The sequence below is a fragment of the Nocardioides sp. YIM B13467 genome, from assembly GCF_042788075.1.
Taxonomy (GTDB): Bacteria; Actinomycetota; Actinomycetes; order Propionibacteriales; family Nocardioidaceae; genus Nocardioides.
Genome location: NZ_JBHZPJ010000046.1, coordinates 720039 through 739288 on the forward strand (window position 1 = coordinate 720039; position 19250 = coordinate 739288).

Consider the following 19250-nt stretch of genomic DNA (forward strand, 5'->3'; position numbering starts at 1 on the left):
GTCAGATCCTCAATTGAGCAAGGTCTGTCAGCAGGTCTCCGAGAAGCCGCTCTTCGTGGACCGGGATGCGTGTAGCGGCGTAGTGGATGCGCAGCTCGTCGAGTGCGTTCGAGAGTCCATCTAGTGAGGCGGCGGGTTGGGGGTCGAGGTTGCACAGGGCGGCGTAGGTGGCTGCGTCGTAGCGCCAGGAACGCGCGAGCGGGGCGACGGAGAGGACTTGGTCGGCGATGGTGAAGCCTGCTTGGTCGAAGTCGGCTCGCGCTCGGATGATGCAGCCGCTCTCGGACAGGCCAGCGATGAGATCGAGTGCGGCGCCAGAGGCTATGCCGTCTGTGCAGACCATGGGCGGACAGCCTGAACCGAGGTCGTCGGCGGCAGCTTGTGCGACGGTGACGTTTTCGCACACGAAGATCGTGGTTGGCTGGCCAAGTGACCAGCGGCTGGACAAGGTACGGAGCGTGAGCCAGATGGGTTCGCCGTAGGCGTTCGCGCATTGACTCGCGGCAGGGGAGTTGCCCGTGAGTGGGAGGTTCAGGGCGAGTACGCGTGAGGAGATGGCGTCGCAGGTGACGCCGATGCTTGCCCAGGCGTTGCGCCAGTCGTGTCCAGCGCGTTGAGGGCGCGGCATGTCATGTGCGATCGCGGCGAGGCGCGCGGTGGCTCGGCCGAGCGGTTGGTTTGCGTCGAGTCTGTGAGCGTCGTTGAAGACGTCGGCGGCAAGTTGGGCGAGCCAGATCTTGCCGTGTGATTGCTTGATGTGGGTGAGAACCTCCACGACCTGGTCTGCGAGGGTTTGCAAGTTGCCGGTGCCCGGCTGGGGGAGGCCGCGGTCATTGAGCCATTGCTCGATGGTCGAGGGAACAACTCCGGCGGTGGCAAGCGCGGCCGCCACAGCGGCTCGCTCATGTCGGGCGGCGTCGGCCGCACGTTCGCGGCGCGCGCTGTCAGGCTCGATCGCCGCGCCGTGGGAGCTCTCGGCAAGTTGGCGCACAGAAAGACCGTGTTCACCCAGTCGTGCTGCGAGGTCTTGAAGTCGGACGGGTCTTCCTGAGAGTTCCCAGGGGGTGCCGAGCAGCTGCGCGACCTGGTTGCGTTCCTCGGGGGTCAAGGTGATGGTGCTGAGAGAGCCGTACTCGGTCTTGAACCCGCGGCGGGCGCGTATGACGACGGCATTGAGTATGGTGGCGGGCCCGGGTAGACGAACCCAGTTGCTGAGCGCAGCTGGTATTGGACTCATCAGGTCTCCGTCTGGGAGAAGAGTCCATCGGCGACCGATAGGTCTTCGGCCGAGATCGTGGTCGGGCCGACATCGACTGTGGTCCATTCGCCGCCGGACCACAGGTAGGGGACGGCGTCGACACCGGGGAGTCCCTTGTGGCGTGCGAGATCGTAGACCGCGACGGCAGGCACAGTGGTGTACTTGCACCATTCATCGTGTGCGGTGAGCATGATGTCGAGGTCGAAGTTGACGGTCAGGCCCATGAAGGAGGCCTTGATCTCCTCATCGACGCCCGTCATCGCCTCGTCAAGCCAGACGCAGCGTGGTGCGTGTTTGGAGGCGGCGTCGTAGGCGACGACGGCGGCTGCGAACAGCGGTTGGGAGAGCAGGACGACCTTTTCGCCGCCTGACTTGGCGCCGTGTTTGGCAGCGTCGAATGGCACCCATCTGCTGGTCGAGCTTGGTCTGTACTCCAACGTGATCCGCAGCCAGCTTCGATAGTCGAGCGCTGAGGACAGTTGCTCTCGCCAGTCCGCGGCACCGTCGGCTGCAGCGTCTCCCCGGGCTTCGTCGATCTTTCGTGCCAGGAATGCGCGGACGTCGCTCTGCTTCTCAGGGGTTAGCAGGTGGTAGCCCTGGGTGAGTGCCTCGACCACTGTTCCTGCGTCGTGATCGGCGGGATCGGGCCCCCACTTGAGGTTTACGGCGTTGCCGTGCCGGGTCGGGTGGCTCTCGAGTTGGGTGTTGATCCTCGCGAAGGTCCTCGCTGTGTAGTCGAGCCGGTCTTTGAGGTGCTCGATGAACGTCGAGCCGAGCAACGTCGTCAGGACGCTTTGCTGTTCGGTATCGAACGTCTCCTCCTGCCGCCGGACCTGTTCGGCCAGCAGATCAGCCGCATCAGATGGGTGTTGCCAGCCCGCTGTGCTGTCAGCCAGGATCACAACCTTCTGCAACCCATCAGCGACCTCGGATTCCAGCACCTGTGCATCGCGGTCGGGGAGCAGGACCTGACGAAGCGACTCCAGTTCGCGGTAGCACGCACGCCATGCGCGCTCGTGGTCGGCCGCCGGTCCGAGTTCTCGTCGCGCGGCGCGTGTCGACTCGCGGGCTGAGTCGACGCTTCGGCGCTCGGGTTCGAGCAATCCGATGGGAACGGCCAGGCCGGCGTCGTAGGTCTCCCACCACGCAGACATCGCTGCGTCTCGGACCAGTTCGGCCTCTTGGCGGCTGTCTTCATGCCTGTTCAGCGTCTCCTGGGCCTTGGTAGCGGCAACCCGCGCGTCCGCTACCTGACCGTTGATCTTCTCCAGCAGCTCCTCGGCTCTGGCGAGTTCTAGGTCGAGTTCTCCGCGTCGAGCGAGCTGGGCTTTGGCGTCGAGGCTGAGGGCTTCCTCTGCGGTGCGGAGGCGGACTTTGGTCTGCCTGATGGTGTTGGCGAGGGTGTTCGACTCGTTCTGAGTGGCGTCGAGACGCTGCTGGGCAGTTTGGGCGGTTGCTTGGGCACGTTTGCTCTGCGCTTGGTGGAGGCCGAGCAGCTCGACTTTCGTGGCGAGAGCGTCCAGCGCGGTGCCATACCGGGCGAGACCTCGTTCATATTCGACGAGGTCTTGCAGCGGGAACGCGTGATCGCCGGCGTAGCGGGTGAACTCGCCCCAGGCGGCGTCGCGTTCGTGTTGTCGGTCCTGATGCAGTTGGCGGGCGTCGTCGACCTTATTGCTGGATTCGATGACGTGTCGCTCATGTACGCGTACGCGTTCGGCTACGCGGGTGAGTTCGTACTCGGCCGGTACTCGTGCCTCCTCCGCCTGCAACACGGACAGGTTCGACTCGGAGGCGCCAATGAGTTCGTCGAGGGAGGCGATCAGTGCGTTGAGCTCGCCCAACCGTGTGCGGATGCGGGAGATCGCGCGTTGTTTGGCTGCCTCTCGGGCAGTGGCGCCCACGTAGGAGGCCGGCTGGATTGGCTGGGTGCGGCCTGTCAACGAGGCCCAGCCCCAGGTCCCGTCCGCGGCCAGCCATGTCTGTGGTGAGACTTGTGTCGAGCCGCGTGCCTGGCTGTCACCGGTAGGTGCGGTCGGCCACCAGCCAATGGATGCGAGCACACCGTGGATGACGGAGACCGGGACGCCGTCGGTGGGGGTGGGTTCCAAGACAGCGGTGAGGTTGGGCGTTCCCAGTTCGGCCGAAGGAGTCAAGAACGTGTCGGAGGGGGTCTCATCGGCTCTGTGCAACTGTCCGTCAGGCAGGATATAGGCATCGAGCAGGCCAGCGGCCGCGAGAGTTGCCTCCAGGAGATCTAGTTGGCGCGTGCCGATGCCGGTGTGGGGTTGCACGCACTTCCAGAACGGAGCTCCCTGACCGTCAGCACTCGAGCGGTCGCGCCGCTGCCAGAGCGTAGGCGGATCCGGTGGCCGTTCGACATTGTCGAGGAGGTCTTCGAGATCGGCACTGAGGTCTGCGTGCTCCTCGGTTAGCGGCTTCTTGTCCTGGATGAGCACCGCTTGCCGCTTTCGGATGTCGTCTCGCACGCCGTCGATGTGTCGCCGGATGGCGAGCGCCGGTGTTTCGACCATGTCGTCGGGTTCATCGGTCGCCAAGCTGACGACAAGGTCGCACCAGTCCTCAACCTGTTCGGCGGTCGCGGTGCTGACCGTGTTGCCGAGATTCCAGTCTCGAATCTGGGTCTGAAGGGTGTCCTTGGTGTTTTCCAGCTCCTGCTGAGCCTGGGCGAGCTTGTCGTTGACGTCTTGGAGGTCCTTCATCCGGCCGGCCAACGCTTCAGCTGCCGTATCAGTTGCTCGCTCCGCAGTGCGGTGCGCGCGTGAGAGGTCGCGCAGCCTGCGAAATCGCTCGTTTCGCACACCCAGGTCCGAACGTAACCCCGGTAGGTCTCGTGTCGGCATATGCCGCGAGGCGGACTCCTCCAGTCCGATTGCCTGCGCCTGCGACGCCGCCACCTCGGCAGCTTCCCCGGTTTCAAGCTCGGCACCCGCGGTCTCCGCGGCGGCCTCAGCTGCCGCCTCTAGGTAGTCGTCAAGCTCGTCCTGCTCACTGGTGCGCCGATCCTCAACGTTGTGCTGTTGGGTCTGAAGCGACTCGAGGTGGCCGCTCAGGGAACGAACTCGATCTGCAGCACTGACTGCGTCCTGGTAGGCGGGACTGTCCTGGAGCTCCCGTAGTTCGGTTGACAGGTCTGTACGCCGTTGCTTGTTCGTACTGAGCTTCTCGTTCAGCTCCAGCACTACGGCTTCTGCATTTGAGAGGGCATTCTCGGCGTTTCGGCGCGCGATGGTGGTGTCGTTCAACTTCGTGGTGGCCGAGGCGAATGCATCGGCGCGCAGACGCACGACCGTTCGGGCCCAGGGAAGCCACCCGTTGCGGGTGAAAGCGGCGACGCGGGTGGCTGCCGTGCGGATCTCATCGACGGACTTGCGTAGCTTCTCCAGGTTGTCCCAGCCGTCGGCGAGCTGGTTGATCTCGGTGCTTGCCAGCGGTGGCAGGGCGGCCCGCAAGGTGTCTGCGAGGCTCGCGGGGTTGAGACGTTCGCCGAGCTTGGGCCGTCGAAGCTCCTTGAGGAGTGCGGAAAGGTTGTCGAATCCTTCGGGGCTGAGCTCGAACAGGTCCGTGGCTAGCTTGGCCCGGTACTTGGTGGGGTTATCGAGCGGTTCGATCCCGGGGAGCTTGAGGAAGTCCTTCTTGTCGAGGGGGCGTTGACCGGTGACGAACTGGAAGTCCAGTCCGGGGCGCTTTCTGGTGGTGAAGTGCCACCGCGTGGGGGAGGTTGTCCCGCTGCCGCGTCGCAGGCTGAGGCCGAGGCCACAGACGAAGTAGTCCTCGTTGCCGGCCGCGTCGATTCGGCCGTACTCGGCCCAGGCATAACCCAAGCCGGCATCTGAGGGTGGACGTGGATCATCGTCGTCACCGCTAGGTAGCAGGTTGAACCGCATCGTGCGGTGCTGCGACCCGAACGGGTCCAGGACCGAGGGAGCAATCTCGCCTCGCAACAGCATCAGGGTCGTGAGCTCAAGAACCTTGGTCTTGCCAGCGCCATTCCCGCCGCGCAAGACGAGTCGACCATCAGCGAACCAGAACTCGCCCTCGTCGTACTCCCAAAGGTTGACGATGCCGACGCGCAGCGGTTGCCAACGCTCTCGGGTCGGACGAGGTAGGTCACCGGACAGAGCAGCGGTGAGCCACCTCTCGCTACCGCCGTCATGGAAGGTCACTGGTCATCTCCCTCATCGAGCCTGTTGGTGACTGTGACGACTCGTGGGTCGCGAAAGCGAGCCGCTGGGGGCGTCAGAATCCAGGAGTCGGGTTCATCAGTTCTGCGGAGCAAGTCCAGGGCACCGAGGATCTCCACGGTTGCTGTCTCGACGGCCTGGACTGGCTTCATGTCGTTGGTCAATGCCTTGGGATAGGTTGCCTTGACGCGCTCTGCTGCGGCGCTCAGGTTGTCGCAGGTGACTGGGACACCGATGCCGTGTCGTCGGATGAGCTCGTCGAGGACCACCAGAGCGAAGAAGTCGGGGGCTCGAAGTCCCGGAAACGGAAGGTCCGTGTCGCCTTCCTCTGCCGCTACGAGCGCGATGCCCTCGACCCGTTGCTCGGCGCTCCATCCGGTCATCTCGGCACACCACGCCAGCACTCGGTGTCGTTGACTGGTCAGGTAGACACGCTCAGCCTCGGTCAGGTCGTCGTAGAGCAGCACCGGTAGTTCGATGAGTCGGCGAAGTAGACCAAACCGGGTAGCCGACTCATTGGGTGCTTCGATCTGTTCACCGAGTGCCGCGCGCAGGGATTCTGGGTCCACCATCCGTAGGAGCAGGTCCCGTCGTATGTCGTAGGCGCCGCCGACCTGGTTCCTGCTGTGGGCCCAGCCCTCCCGCTGCTCGTCGTCGTTGCGACCCGTTGGCTGTAGAGCGCCGGCCAGAACCAGGAGCTGCATGGCCTTGATGAACAGCATCCGTTCGGCGAACCGGTCCGGATCGTACGGTGCTACTGCGACATCGTCGTGGGTGGACAGGGCGCGCACACGATCGGAGAGATCCTGAGTGGTGGTGATGTCTTCGGCGTCCTCAGCGGCGGCAGCAGCGAGAATGGCCAACACAAGCACCCGCCGCGGCGGTGGACGGAACCGGCGCGGGGCGAGCGCGATGCCGTTCAGCGGCAACCGGAACAGCCGTGCGGCGGAATCAGTCACCACCAATCGGTACCCGAGGCGGTGCGCGAACCACTCGATCAAGATGGTCCTGTTGGCGCGAACCAGCGGCCATACTTCAGGGTGGGAGATCCGGTCCAGGACGGGGGAGCGGAGCAGCGCTATGAAGGCGGTCTGCCGCGCAGTGGCATCACGAATCACGTCGGCTCCATCGTGAAGTGCCAGTCGAGCGTGGCGAGCTGCCCACCCGGCGTTCGGACAGTCGTGGTCTCGGCTGCGGCTTGCGGCTTGCGCAGTCCGATCCGCCAACGTCCGTCGCTGGTGACCGAGACACCTGATGGAGACCGCCGGGCCACACCGACGTACTCCAGGAAGAGATCGAGCTCAGGTTCGCTGATCTCGCCCCACGCCGACAAGGTCGTTCCCGATCGTTGACGCAACGACGCCTCGGCTGCGGTGCGCGCGGCCAGAGCCGCGACCCTCGCCGCTCGGGCGGCCTTCTTCCCGGTTGAATAGTTTGGAATTTTCGTACGCTGGCCCGTTGACGCGCGCTGGCCGTGTTCGCGATAGCGGGCTGTGACCGGTGCCCCGGGGGCGTCGAGCCAACTGAGGCTGTGATTGTCGGTCGTTTCTGGGACAAGAAGGAGGTGCCGCGTCGAGAACAGACTGGTGGCGGTATCCCAGATCTGCCAGGCCGCGGTGTCGCTGGGAGCGCGCTCGATCGCGCCTACGAGCTTGATCAGTTCCGCCCGTCGGGTGACTGCGCCCCCGGTGTCGAGGAGAATGTTCATGTTGCGCGCCCACGGCGCGACGAGATTGCGGAGCTGACGGCGAAGGTGGCGCGCCTGGCTGTTCTCGCCGGTGAACCACGCGGACAAGGCGTCCCAGGTATGCGTCCAGCGCTCCGCTTGATCCAGCACCAACTGATCTTCGACGTCTGTATCGACCGAGGCGCGAACACAAGCCCGCCAAACCTCCGAGGTCAGGAGAGGTTGGAGCTGACCCATCTGTTCTGCGATTCCGGGGCTGTGCACATCTACCTGCTCGCCCCACATGCCGACATAGGAGCGCAGGGTGTTCCACAACAGTTCCTGCTTCGCCGGATCGGGGCCACCCGAGAGGGCATGGGCTAACGTCCGCTGCCAACCACGAGCTGCCGTTGCCATCGCGACGTGAAGTGCGGAGACTTGCTGGAACTCTGTCGCCGCGTCGGTGTAGACCTCGCTCCGAACCGCATCAGCGAATGCCGCCAGCCGATCGTGGATCGCTCGCGGCGCCAAGGTCAGATCGCTGGCCGCCTCCTCAACATCACCCGCAGCGGCCCAGAAGACATGCAGACTCGCGGCCCGCGGGGTGAGCTGATAGCGGTCGCGCCTTCGCAGAAAGTCCTCGCCGGTCCGGGCTGGTTCTTGCCAACGCGTGATCACCTTCCATAGCACCAGCCGGTCGAGCCGAGCGTCGAGATGCAGCACAGCGGGGTCCAAGAGTCGGTCCGCGACGTCATCGGTGACCCGCTCGCGGAGGTAAGCACGCATCCCCGCTGCCACCATGTCGTACGACAACCCCGTCAAGCTCGTGTCTTGCTCGGCGAGCAAGACTTCGACGATCGCCCGATACTGCGCGGCAAGCGGAGATGTCAGATAGGCAGGCACCAGTTCCTGGCTGGGCAGCACGGCCGACCAGGGGTCGGTTCCCTCCACCGCCTCCGGCAACTCCCGCGGATCATTCATTGGTTCGAGGATACGGTCGGTTCTGTTCAGCGTCTTAGCTTCATTCAAAGGAGCGTCGCCAGCGTGAAATGTAGGATTTCCTACACTCGATGAGGTGCGTGATTGGGAGATCCGAGTCACGAACGAGTTCCTCGTCTGGGCCGAGGAAACTCGAGGAAGCATCGATGACGCAGGTGATTGATGCGATCGACCGACTGGCGGATGCTGGCCGGCGCTCGGCCGCCCGTTGGTGGACAGACTCACCGCATCGAACATTCACAACCTCAAAGAGTCCGGCCTGGATCGGTCTTCGATGTCTCGAGGTTACGACGACTCGGCCGACTCGTCACCCCGTGCTTGCGCGACGTACCGCCCGCGAGATTCGGATATGTGCTGCCGGAACCCTCCGGAAACGCCGGAGGCAGCTGTATCAGTCATCCAGGGAAGGCGGAGTGAACTGTCTGCCAGCGTGGATCGACCATGGCCGCCCAGAGGGACGTCGTCCCGATGTTCCTCTGGACTAGGTCTTCGCGCCGGACCCTGGGCCGGGCTGAAGCTGGCAGCAGTGGTCACGAGCGTCCGTGCGGACAGGGTCCCAATGTCACCGGGGGAGTTCGGTGAGTCGCTCCTGGCAGGTGGGGCAGGCTGGGAGTGACTCGTGGTCCTGCGTGGATACGAAGTAGACCCCGCACAGTGCACGGACGGCTTGGCCCTCGATGGTGCGTCCGGCGAGGTGCTGGCGGTGGGTGAGGTGGCTGGTAGACCCGGGTTCGGAGACGGCGAGGTCACCGGACTCGACCGTCTTGGCCAGCGACTCGACCCGGTTGGTCCACGCTCCAGGTTCGCCGATATTGGCGTAGGTGTCACCGACGCGGTCCCAGCCCTGCTCGGGCGGCTCGATCGAGATCAGGACCCGAATGGTGAGCTGCCACAGGAGGACGCTGCCGGCGTGGGTGCTCTCGGGGAGAACCTCGACCAGCACCTCATCGGCGTCATAGCCGGCCTCGCGGACCAGGGCAACGGTGATCTCCACCTGGGCCAGGCGTCCGTGCCCCGGTACGGGGTGTGGGACATCGAACCGTCGACTTCCTCCTTCATTGACCGCGCTCAGGACGTCGAGTACGGAGCGCTGAGTCGCGAGCTCCCATGTTGTTCGCAGTCGCGCGGCGGTCTCCTGTTTCAGCATCTTGATGTCTTGCTCGCTGGGCAGCCACAACGTGGGGTCACCGTGGTCGTTCTCACGCTGGACCCGTTGGTAGAAGTCGTCCCTATCCTGGTGACCGCCCTTCGCCAGCCCCGCGACCACCAGCCAGCACACGCCGGTCTCTTCGTCCTCCCAGACCCCACCGCGCCACTGCGACTGCTTGATCTCGAGCAGCCGGAGGCGGGTCGAACTAGCGATCGGGCCGACGAAGTTGTCCTGACCCTGTATTGAACCGAAGGAGTCGGCCGCCTTGGTGACGATCGGATGGGGCAGTTCGCTCATTGGGTGCAACTCGCCGTATCGCCCCTCGGCGACTCGGCGTTGCACGTGAGGGGAGGCCCAATCCGAGGTGAGGTCCTCGCGAAGGACGCGGAGTGTGGGGCGGGCGCGGCGGTTGTGCACGTATCCAGTCTGCCCGACCGCAACGACGATGATCGTCACCGTGCGGTGTGTCAGTGCCTGTCAGATCAGGGCGGCGATCTCGTCGTTAGCAGCCTCGGTGGTCGCGTGCTGGTGTGCAAACCGCTCGGCGAGTTCGCGACGGTCACGCTGACGCTGCTCCTCGAAGGCGGCCAGGTCGTGGAGGCGGATGCGGCGGTCGCGGCCGACGCGGTGGAACACGATCTCACCACGGTCAAGGAGCTTGTACAGATGGGTACGGCTCATCCCGAGACGCTCGGCGGCCTGACTCGGCGTCACGGTCTGGGAACCGTCGATGGCGACGATTTCATCGCCGTCCCGTACGCAGCGAGACAGGCTGAGCAGCAGATCACGAAGCTCGGGGCCAGCTGTGGACGCGGCGAACTGCTCGAGCGCGGTGAGCTGCTCGACAGGGATCGTGGCGGTCTCAAGAGTCTTCATGGCGTCATCCAGGGTGTCGCAGATGGTGTAGATGTCACAGATGATTCTAGTTGACTATCGGTCATCAAGCAATCGAAGGTTGACTTGGTCCCGCCTCAGGCCCGGCAACGTGTCCTCGACGGTAGCGTCGAGGGCCCCGGACCAGGTCGGTACTGGCCGGTTGCGTCGTCGGTGAGGTAGATCTCGTCGCCGCGTCCGTCTAGCCGTGTTGGACGTCCGGAGGGGTTCACGTCGGCGCCGAGCGATTCGAATAGGGGCAAGGCTTGTGTTCATCCGAACCATCGCTGGACGGTGTCGATGGCGCGGAGGGTGCTGATCACGAAGGTGAGTATCGGGTTCGCCCGGTCGACCCAGATCGCGACCTTGTCGTAGGCGCCGTGTGTGTTCGGTTCTCGATCGCGTCGGCTACGAGCGCGTCGGATGGCTTGGTCGTGGGAGTTCGGGGTGGTGGTCATCAGGGTTTCCTCCTTGGGGCTGTTACTTGAGGCAAGTGCTGCGATTGGCTCTTGTGTGACACGGTTGGCCAGACGTTCTTGGCGGATCTCTGCTCAGTGATCAGAAGGCATCCGGCCGGCGCCTCGTGCTCACAGTCGTCAAGCCGAGTGTCGGCTGGCCCTCTTGGTCTTTGCGTACGGGGATAGGCAGCAGGGAGGGGTCGGAATCGGACAGCTGGCCGGGGATGGATTCATCGCGCTCGGGCGTCTTGCCGATCGCCCTGAGCCCGGCGACGGGCACCTCGTCTTGGAAACGCACAAGACTGACCTCAACGTGACCTGGCCTACGCGCGAGGAGACTGTCGAGACCATCCGTGGCCGGGTCGACGCAATGTTGAGCGGATTCGCCGCCGTCGCTGGCGATAGCGCCTGCTTGATGATCCAACCTGATGATGCAATGAGCTGACGGCGAAGGACCTGGTTGGAGGTTGGCACGATGCGGCGGTGGGACAAGCTCAACGAGCGGCAGTTGGCGATCTTGAAGCGAATCGCTGTCGGGGAAGACCTGGCTGGTGACGTGAATATCCCGGCACGGACTTCGGCGGGCGCGCTGCGTAACCGGGGTCTGGTGGCCATCCATCGTCGCGGAGGTTCCTGGGACGCGGAGATCACCGAAGCCGGACGTTTCTATCTCGCCAACGGACATCATCCGGACGACCCGAGACACCAAACCTCGAAGCACCAGACGCCGAAGCCGGCGGGCACGCCTGTCCCGCGGAAGGTGGCTGTGGTGCGGAAGCCCACGATCACTGATCAACGACAGGAGGCTGCCAAGGCGTTGATGGAGCGGCTGGCTGCTGAGCGGCGGGTGAGGCTGAAGCTCGATGTTGACGGTGGCGTGGACGGTGGCCTGGACTATTGGCGACGTGTCATCGACTTCGCCAAACGGCACGATATGGCGCCTGAGGGGACCAGGATCGAGAAGTCACAGACGTTCCTCGGTGACGAGCTCGTTGTTGAGCTCGTGAACGGTGTGCACCCGAACAGTGCCTCGGTAGAACAGGCGTGTCCTGCGGTACCTGTGCCAGATCAGCTCCGTTCGCTGCATCCAGTCGTCGCTGCGGCTCAGGGCGGACAAGCAGCGTTTGATGATGCCCGCATCGATCCGGCACCGGAGTTTACGTGTTCTGCAGGCGCTGGCGGCCGGGTTGGTCAAGCGGGGGCCACACCATTCATCCCCGTGCGGTGGCCGAGCGCCACGTCGGCTATCACTACGCCGGGCGCCATGAGCCTCGCTATGCACGCCGGGATGGCCAGATCGATGTCGTCATCGGCGAGAACACCTATGAAGTCAGCATCAGCCAGGAGTCTCCCAACTCTGCCGACGAAGAGAAGGTTGCCAGGCTTCTCCTCGAGTTGTCGGGCTACCGGTCGATCAATCGCTACAGGTGGGCAGATCGCAAACGCAGGCGGGTCGAGGACTGGCTAAGCGACGTGTGTGATGAACTCGAAGCCCGTGCCACGGCAGACGACCAGTATCGGATCGACCAGGCCCGGGAGGCGGCCGAGCGCCGTACGCGCTGGCAAGCTGCGATGGACCGAGCCCGCTTCCATGCATTGGAGGCGCACCGAACCAAGGTGCTCACGGCCCAGGTCGAACAATGGACTCTCGCCAACGCGATCAGGACCTATTGCGATGCGCTGGGTCAGAGGTTGGCCCAGATTGAGGACCCCGACGAGTCTGCCGCAGAATGGCTGACCTGGGCTCGCGCCCGAGCGGCGTCTCTCGACCCGCTCACTTCGGTCCCCACGATGCCTCCCGACCCTGAACTCACCGCCGAAGAACTCAAGCCACACCTTGGCCGCTGGAGCCCATATGGCCCCGATGCCGGACGGGCAGGCTGGCGATGAGCCAGTTCGGATCTGCTTGTCTCCGATTCCGCACCGCCATGCCGACACATGTGACGCGCTGTTCTGGGCCGTCAGTTGGAGACCAGCTAGAGACCGGTTGGAGACTTGCTGGGAACCAGATGGCGGCCAGGCGCGGTCCCGTCGCGCCGATCCATGCACCCAGGCTGGACAGTGGATCGGCGCTGGCCAGGTCAAGCCCGGGTGAAGCCCAGGTGCGGCGCCGTATCGGCCACACGGGGCCCAATCGCGGGCCACCGGTGCGAATGGTCGGGGATATCGCTCGCCGCGGCTGGGACCATTGGGGCGCACGAAGTGGCCGATGGCGTGGATCGGCCCCGGTCTGATGGCGGGTGATCCGGCGGCTGCGGTAGTAGTAGAGGGTGGTCTCGCGACGTTCGCGGGGCAGGTTGCCGTACTCGTCGACCACGCCCTCAGGGTCACCGACGACTGGTGCTAGCCGCTCGATCTCGGCTTCAAGTTGAGCCACGGATTTCTCAAGTTTGCTCACCTGGGCGGCGCGACGCTCCGGGTCTATCTGCGGGAACGACTCACCGGATCGCATCTGGGACAGTTCCAAGCGCCGACGGGCCAGGATGTGCCGTTGCTCGAGCAAGTCGAGCCGTGCGGCCTCGCGTTCGGCGTTGTACGTCGCGAGGTTTCTTTCGCGCTGCCGTTCACGTTCGGCTTGCTCGCCTTCGAAGTCGGCGTCGCGTTGAGCCATCCATTCTTCGACCTCGGACGCGGTCCATTGCCGGAAGCCGGGCTCGGCGCGTTTCCACTGCTCGACGGTGTCCTTGGCCCGTTCCAGCGCCTCTGCGGCTGCTTCGAACCGCCATGGGTTCCAGTCCCTGTCGTTGTGGAGGTCTTGGAACAGTTCTCGTGCCTCGAGGAGATCCTCGAACGTGGTGGTCGCGCCAGGTTTGGCGCGCCACAGGAGCGCGCCGTCACTGTAGACGCCCTCGGGCAGTGGTCCTGGGTCGCTGGCCGGGTCGTCGGCCAGGTCGTTGGTCGATGGGGTCTTGTCGTGTGTCATCGGTTCTCCACCAGGATGGAGAGAGCCCCGAGTTGCAGCACCTCGCGGGCGTCCATGCTCCGAGGCTACGACGACTCGGTCGACTCGTCACCCCGCGCTTGCGCGGCGCGCCCGGACCCAGGCGCCGACGAGATCGACCGCCCCTTCGTGGAGGTCTGAACAGCCGGGGGAACCACCACGTGCGCTGTCCCACTCTGTCCATGCCTGTCCACCCCAGATGCACCGGAGCAGCATTAGAACGGGGTCAAGAGACGTCGAGAACGCCCCGTTGGTGGGCCCAAAACCCGCTCACAGCGCGGGATCGAGGAGATTGGACACACCTGGACACCGAGGGCCACCTCAGCGTTACCAGCTGACCTAGTCGGGCAACTTCGAGAGGTCGCTCGCTGCGTACGGACGTGAGGGCGAGCCCTGCGATCGGTGCGGTGCCCCGATGCGCCGCACCGCCTTCATGAACCGCTCCTCCTACTTCTGCCCCACCTGCCAGCCGGCACCTCGAGCCCGGCGAATCCCGGGGTAGATAGTCCATCTGGACTATTGCTCACGGCCCCTTCGGATCACCCGAATGTTGCGTGCCCGTGACAGTTCCGACGATCCTCAGCGTTGGTTAAGGAAACCGGATTCCGGTGGGCTAATCTCTGGTCCGTTCGTCTCCGTTCGTCCTGGGTGCAGCGATGCACCGGCTGGGCGCAGCAGACGACGCACCGCCTTGTTCGGGCTGGCGGTTTTAGCCGGGTGGCGACGTGGTCATCCGGATCTCGGGGAAGACAACCACGGCCCACCCATACCGGCACAGACGTGAACGACAGTTGCTGCCATCGGTTGGTCAACAGCTCGACAAGGACATCAGGTGGCTCCCCACAAGCTCCCGGAAGGACGCCCAACTGTGAGAGTTGCTCGGGCGTGACGGGCTGGAGGAGGCTGGGCGAAGCCGGTGTCCGTCGAGTGAGAGACCTGGCGAGGTTCAGGCCGACGCTCAGCGTGGTCGTGCCGGTCTACAACGTGGCGGAGTACGTCGAGAAGAGCCTGCGCAGCATCTTGGACCAGCCGCGGAGCGAGATCTCGAAGCTCGAGGTGATCGTCGTCGACGACGGCTCGACCGACGGGTCGGCGCAGATCCTGCGTCGACTGGCCGCGGAGGAGTCCTGCATCACCGTCATCACCCAGCCGAACTCGGGGGTCTCGCGGGCGCGTCACACCGGGATCGACGCCGCGACAGGTGAGCTGCTGACGTTCGTCGACCCCGACGACACCCTGCCGCATGATGCATGGTCGGCGATGGTGCGGTCGCTACGGCGTACGGGCTCCGACTTCGCGGTCGGTGCGGCAGAGCGGGTGGCCGTCGAAGGCGGGGTCGAGCGCAGGTTCATGACGCCGCTGATGCGCCGCAACCACGCGGAGGAACGGCTCAGGTGCCGGATCGAGGACGCTCCGTTGATGCTCGCCGACATCTTCGTCTGGAACAAGATCTTCCGGCGGTCGTTCTGGACGGAGAACGCGATCGCCTTCCCCGAGCGCACTCGCTACCAGGACCAGGTCGCACTCACCCAGGTGTTCCTCGCCGCGGACTCCTTCGACGTCATGACGGAGATCGTCTACGACTGGCAGGTCCGCTCCGACCGGTCCTCGGCGACGCAGAAGCGTGCGCAGATCGCGAACCTGGTCGAGCGGATCGACACCAAGCGCCAGACCATCGAGCTCGTTCGCGCGGCCGGCTCGGCGAAGCTCATGGAGACCCTGCTCGTCGAGGTCCTGCCGATCGACATGTGGGAGCACTTCCGCGCGGCCGTCCACCCCGACACCGAGGACCCGAGCCGCTACTGGAAGCTGCTGCGCGCCGCCGTCCTGGAGTTCTGGTACGACGCCGGGGTGCCGTTCGAGAACACGGCGGTTCCACGTGCTCAACGGCTGATGGCGTGGCTGGTCGCCCAGGACCGTGCCGAGGACCTCGTCGCGCTGATCGCGATGATCGACAGGTACGGCGCCCGCGCGGCCTTTCGGCAGCATCCGTGGCGCAACGATCCGGCGCTGCCCCCGGATCTGAGCAACATCGAGAAGGTCGGTGGGAGTGCCCTGCTGACGCGGCAACCAATGCGTGGATAGGCTCGGCCCCGTGCGAGAACGTTTCCGGTTGACCCCAGGCGGTCGTTACCCCCACGAGCCTTGGTTCCACATCGGTTCATTGGGGGTGACCACGACGTGGCTCGTGGTCTTCGCGAGCATCGTCGGGCTGATCCTCTTCGCCGTGATGGGCGGCCAGGGTGTGCTGGCCGGGCTGGCCCTGATCCAGCCCAATCTCGCCGAGCTCAAGCTGTGGACGCTGTTCACCTGGCCGTTCGCCTACCCGCAGTTCAGCATCTTCGACGTCCTGGCGATCTTCTTCTTCTGGTACTTCGGCTCCGACCTCGAGCGCAACGAGCTCGGCCGGGTCCGGTTCGCCTGGCTGCTGGTGGCCTTCACCGCGGTGCTCTCGTTCTTGGCCGTCCTCTTCGGCGCGGTGCTGGACCCGAACTACGTTCTCGCCGGCCTCGGGATGCTGGAGATGATGGTGGTGCTGCTGTGGATCGCGCAGTGGCCCGACCGGATGTTCATGTTCAACATCCCGGCTTGGCTCTTCGGCGTGATCCTCGTCGGCATCCAGCTGATCCAGTACCTCGGCTACCGCAGCTGGGTGATGCTGCTGGTCTTCGTCGTCGGCCTCTTCGTCAACGCCTTCGTGGCGCGTCAGTTCGGCCTGCTCGACCGGTTCCCCTGGATCCCGCAGGTGGCCGGCGGTCCGGGGCAGCCGAGGGCGGCCAAGCCGGCCAAGGCCAAGAAGCGCAAGTCGGGCCCGACCGTGGTCACCGGTCCCTGGGAGTCCTCGACCGTCTCCAAGGACGACCAGCGGATGGACGAGCTCCTCGAGAAGATCCACGCCGAGGGCGCCGACTCGCTGACCAGCAAGGAGAAGAAGGAGCTCATGCAGCTGCGGGAGCGCCGACGCCGCGGCTGAGGCGGAAATCGGCCGAAGTTGAGTGCGATCGACTCAAATCTCGGCCGTATTCGCGGTGAATGCATGGTCGGAGGTCCCGGCTTTGGACGCGTGACGTTGACGCTTGTCGATAACGGTGTCACTCTTGTAGACGGCCCGGTATCGCGGGAACTTCTAGTGATTCCAACGAAGGAAACGTATTCATGGCGAAGGCGCTGATCGGTTACATGAGCAGCGACCTGCGGACTCCCGCCCACCTCACCGCCGAGAATGCTCGGTTGCGTGCACGTGTGCGTGAGCTCGAGGATCTCGTTCTCACTCTGAAGACGGAGAACGACGCTCTGGTCGCGGCTCACACCGCCGACCTGGACACCTCGATGCAGGAGATGCAGCCCGCCTGACCTGCGGGCAACTCTGCAACACCACGAGCGAGAGCTATTTCGTGTTTCACGGCTAGCTTCGTTCAGGGGGAACCGACTCTGAAACTCAGGGTCGGTTTCGACCTTTTCGGGCGGACTACTCGCTGGTTGCGGAGCATCCCCTGAAATTCACCCTTCAGGTGGCGAGGAATAACCGACTTGGTTAAGATCACGCGGTTCGCCGCGGACGGCGGACCTCCGCATCCTCCCCCACAGGAGCTCCTCCCTTGTACTCGTTGTGCCATGCCCTGGACTCGGCGTGCGCGCCGCTGCCACCACAAGCCGCACGATGAAGGGCCGTCCTGGCCCGCGACTCGACATCCAGGCGCTGCGGGCCGTCGCGGTGTCGCTCGTCGTCGTCTACCACTTCTGGCCGCACCGGCTCACCGGCGGCTACGTCGGCGTCGACGTCTTCTTCGTCATCTCGGGCTTCCTGATCACCACGCACCTGCTGGACCACGTCCCGTCCTCGCTGCGTGACCTCGGTGAGTTCTGGGGGAGGCGGATCCGGCGGCTGCTCCCGGCCGCGCTGAGCGTGATCGCGGTGACGCTGGCGGCCACCTGGTGGATCGCTCCGGCGACGCTGTGGGACGCTACGGCCCGGCAGGCGGTCGCCTCCGCCATCTACGTGCAGAACTGGTTCCTTGCGGGGGAGGCGGTCGACTACCTCGCTGCCGACAACGCCGCCACGCCGGTGCAGCACTACTGGTCGCTCTCGGTCGAGGAGCAGTTCTATCTCCTCTGGCCCGTGCTCCTGCTCGCCGTCGGCGTGGTCGCCCGCCGCCGCAGGATGTCGGTACGCCGCGTCGCAGGCGTGGCTGTGGCGCTCCTCGTGGTCGGCTCGCTGCTCTGCTCGGTCCTGATCACCGACGCCTCGGCCTACTTCGTGACCCAGACACGGGTCTGGGAGCTGGGTCTGGGCGGCCTTGTCGCGATCGCCGCACCACGCCTGGGCCGATTGCCGGACGTCGCCCGTTTGGCGCTGGTCTGGAGCGGGCTGGGGCTGGTGGCGTACGCCTCGGTGGTGTTCGACCACGCAACCGTGTTCCCTGGCGCCGCTGCGCTGGTCCCGGTCGTCGGTGCCGCTCTGGTCATCGCCGCCGACGTACGTCGCGGCCCGCTTTCTCCGCTGTGGCTGATGGCAAGGCGTCCGTTGCAGGTGCTCGGCGACCTGTCCTACTCGATCTATCTGTGGCACTGGCCGCTGGTCGTCCTGCTGCCCTACGCGCTGGACGGTCCGGTTCCGGGCGTGGTCAAGCTCCTCGGCCTGTGTGCTGTCGTGCTGGCCGCGTGGGCGACCAAGACCTACGTGGAAGACCCGCTGCGCGGACGGCGTCCGCTCGGTCTTCCACTGCGCCGCAGCTTCGTCTTCGCGCTGGCCGGAGCACTGATCATCGGCACCTGCGGGTTCGCGCTCCACCGCGAGTCCGAGGCGCAGGCTCGGCAGACCGCTGCGCCCTCGTCCACGGAGGACCCCTGCTACGCGGCGGCTGCGCTGTCTCAGGCGTCGTGCGCCCCGCACGGCTCGGGAGAGCTCTACCTGCCGCCGCTGGCCGCTGTCGACGACAGGTCTCGCCTCTTCGAGAATGGATGCGTCCTGCAGATGGACGACACGTCCCGGCGTACCTGCACCTTCGGGAGCGACGCACCCGACGCAACCCCGGTCGCGTTGGTGGGCAACTCGCATGCCGCGATGTGGGCGCCGGCGCTGGACCTCGTCGCCCGGGAGCGCAACTGGCAGGTCACGGCCTACCTGAAGTACGAGTGCTACACCGTTGACCGGCCGGTTGAGCTGCCGGACCAGGCGGCGACGAAAGCGTGCGCCGACTGGAACACCTATGTCATCAACCGGGTCGCGGGTGGTCGGGAACGGCTGGTGGTGGTCAGCAACCGCTACTACCGCACCATGGCTGCCGCCGACGGTGATCGGGGCGAGAGCCTCGAGCTGGCCCGTAAGGCGTCCGGCCGGGTGCTGAAGCGTTGGGTGGCCGCCGACAAGAGGGTGCTGGTGATCGAGGACCCGCCCACGCCGCCGACGCCGAACACGCCGAACTGCGTCGCCGCCAACCCGCGTGATCTCGGCGCGTGCGACGGGAGCGTGAAGCAGACCGCCTCACCGGACCCGATGGCAGCCGTCGCCCGCACCTCACCCCTGGACGGTGTCGAGGTGCTCGACACCACCACCGACTTCTGCCGTGACGGCAGGTGCTACGCGACGATCGGCGGGGTGGTGGCCTACTACGACCGCTCGCACGTGACCGCGACATACGTGAAGAGTCTGACCGGCCGCCTCGACGCGGCCACGACGGCAGCCCTAGGAAATTGAAG

Annotated in this window: 13 protein-coding genes and 1 pseudogene; 6 read left to right on the forward strand and 8 right to left on the reverse strand. The window is 65.3% G+C overall.

What is annotated here, in order from left to right:
• Position 1: 1 nt before the first annotated feature.
• The 7 genes from ACFX43_RS10665 to ACFX43_RS10695 all read right to left on the reverse strand — a co-directional run bounded on the left by ACFX43_RS10665 (position 2) and on the right by ACFX43_RS10695 (position 10609).
• Positions 2-1237, reverse strand: coding sequence for a TIGR02679 domain-containing protein (locus ACFX43_RS10665; RefSeq protein WP_378820403.1), 1236 nt, complete (start codon positions 1235-1237; stop codon positions 2-4).
• Positions 1237-5445, reverse strand: a complete 4209-nt coding sequence (locus ACFX43_RS10670; RefSeq protein ID WP_378820406.1) for a TIGR02680 family protein — start codon at positions 5443-5445, stop codon at positions 1237-1239. Before ACFX43_RS10670 ends, ACFX43_RS10665 begins: the two co-directional genes overlap by 1 nt.
• Positions 5442-6581, reverse strand: a complete 1140-nt coding sequence (locus ACFX43_RS10675) for a DUF2398 family protein (protein WP_378820409.1) — start codon at positions 6579-6581, stop codon at positions 5442-5444. Before ACFX43_RS10675 ends, ACFX43_RS10670 begins: the two co-directional genes overlap by 4 nt.
• A complete protein-coding gene (locus tag ACFX43_RS10680) occupies positions 6578-8110 on the reverse strand; it encodes a DUF2397 domain-containing protein (RefSeq protein ID WP_378820411.1) in 1533 nt (510 codons plus the stop codon). Before ACFX43_RS10680 ends, ACFX43_RS10675 begins: the two co-directional genes overlap by 4 nt.
• A 580-nt stretch (positions 8111-8690) precedes the next feature.
• Entirely contained in the window at positions 8691-9575 is an 885-nt protein-coding gene (locus ACFX43_RS10685) for a DUF3039 domain-containing protein (RefSeq protein WP_378820413.1), read from the reverse strand.
• 180 nt (positions 9576-9755) lie between these two features.
• A complete protein-coding gene (locus ACFX43_RS10690) occupies positions 9756-10154 on the reverse strand; it encodes a helix-turn-helix domain-containing protein (RefSeq protein WP_378820416.1) in 399 nt (132 codons plus the stop codon).
• Between the two features lie 269 nt (positions 10155-10423).
• Positions 10424-10609 (reverse strand): hypothetical protein, encoded by a 186-nt coding sequence (locus ACFX43_RS10695; protein WP_378820419.1) that lies wholly within the window; start codon positions 10607-10609, stop codon positions 10424-10426.
• A gap of 1224 nt (positions 10610-11833) precedes the next feature.
• Here ACFX43_RS10695 and ACFX43_RS10700 point away from each other — a divergent pair.
• Positions 11834-12499 carry a hypothetical protein gene (locus tag ACFX43_RS10700; RefSeq protein ID WP_378820422.1) on the forward strand — a complete coding sequence of 222 codons (666 nt, stop codon included), beginning with the start codon at positions 11834-11836 and terminating at the stop codon, positions 12497-12499.
• On the opposite strand, the gene ACFX43_RS10705 is transcribed toward ACFX43_RS10700, so the two are convergent.
• Positions 12435-13532 carry a hypothetical protein gene (locus ACFX43_RS10705; protein WP_378820425.1) on the reverse strand — a complete coding sequence of 366 codons (1098 nt, stop codon included), beginning with the start codon at positions 13530-13532 and terminating at the stop codon, positions 12435-12437. The genes ACFX43_RS10700 and ACFX43_RS10705 overlap by 65 nt on opposite strands.
• A 415-nt stretch (positions 13533-13947) precedes the next feature.
• Between ACFX43_RS10705 and ACFX43_RS10710 the strand changes: the two are divergent.
• From ACFX43_RS10710 to ACFX43_RS10730, 5 genes and pseudogenes are all read left to right on the forward strand, one after another.
• Positions 13948-14052, forward strand: a pseudogene (locus ACFX43_RS10710) (zinc finger domain-containing protein); the annotation flags it as partial.
• A gap of 425 nt (positions 14053-14477) precedes the next feature.
• On the forward strand, positions 14478-15635 hold the full coding sequence (locus ACFX43_RS10715; RefSeq protein WP_378820428.1) for a glycosyltransferase family 2 protein: 1158 nt from the start codon (positions 14478-14480) through the stop codon (positions 15633-15635).
• Between the two features lie 85 nt (positions 15636-15720).
• Positions 15721-16524, forward strand: a complete 804-nt coding sequence (locus ACFX43_RS10720) for a DUF6576 domain-containing protein (protein WP_378820431.1) — start codon at positions 15721-15723, stop codon at positions 16522-16524.
• A 182-nt stretch (positions 16525-16706) separates the two neighbouring features.
• Positions 16707-16904 carry a hypothetical protein gene (locus ACFX43_RS10725; RefSeq protein ID WP_141803713.1) on the forward strand — a complete coding sequence of 66 codons (198 nt, stop codon included), beginning with the start codon at positions 16707-16709 and terminating at the stop codon, positions 16902-16904.
• Positions 16905-17211: 307 nt separating this feature from the next.
• The gene (locus tag ACFX43_RS10730; protein WP_378820434.1) at positions 17212-19248 is read left to right on the forward strand and encodes an acyltransferase family protein; all 2037 of its coding nucleotides are present in this window, start codon (positions 17212-17214) and stop codon (positions 19246-19248) included.
• The last annotated feature ends 2 nt before the right edge of the window (positions 19249-19250 follow it).

What these genes read in the sequence shown, in the direction of transcription:
- ACFX43_RS10695 (WP_378820419.1), bottom strand. Translation starts at nt 10,609, where the DNA reads ATGACCACCACCCCGAACTCCCACGACCAAGCCATCCGACGCGCTCGT.
- ACFX43_RS10725 (WP_141803713.1), top strand. Translation starts at nt 16,707, where the DNA reads ATGGCGAAGGCGCTGATCGGTTACATGAGCAGCGACCTGCGGACTCCC.
- ACFX43_RS10690 (WP_378820416.1), bottom strand. Translation starts at nt 10,154, where the DNA reads ATGAAGACTCTTGAGACCGCCACGATCCCTGTCGAGCAGCTCACCGCG.
- ACFX43_RS10680 (WP_378820411.1), bottom strand. Translation starts at nt 8,110, where the DNA reads ATGAATGATCCGCGGGAGTTGCCGGAGGCGGTGGAGGGAACCGACCCC.
- ACFX43_RS10665 (WP_378820403.1), bottom strand. Translation starts at nt 1,237, where the DNA reads ATGAGTCCAATACCAGCTGCGCTCAGCAACTGGGTTCGTCTACCCGGG.
- ACFX43_RS10685 (WP_378820413.1), bottom strand. Translation starts at nt 9,575, where the DNA reads ATGAGCGAACTGCCCCATCCGATCGTCACCAAGGCGGCCGACTCCTTC.
- ACFX43_RS10705 (WP_378820425.1), bottom strand. Translation starts at nt 13,532, where the DNA reads ATGACACACGACAAGACCCCATCGACCAACGACCTGGCCGACGACCCG.
- ACFX43_RS10730 (WP_378820434.1), top strand. Translation starts at nt 17,212, where the DNA reads ATGAAGGGCCGTCCTGGCCCGCGACTCGACATCCAGGCGCTGCGGGCC.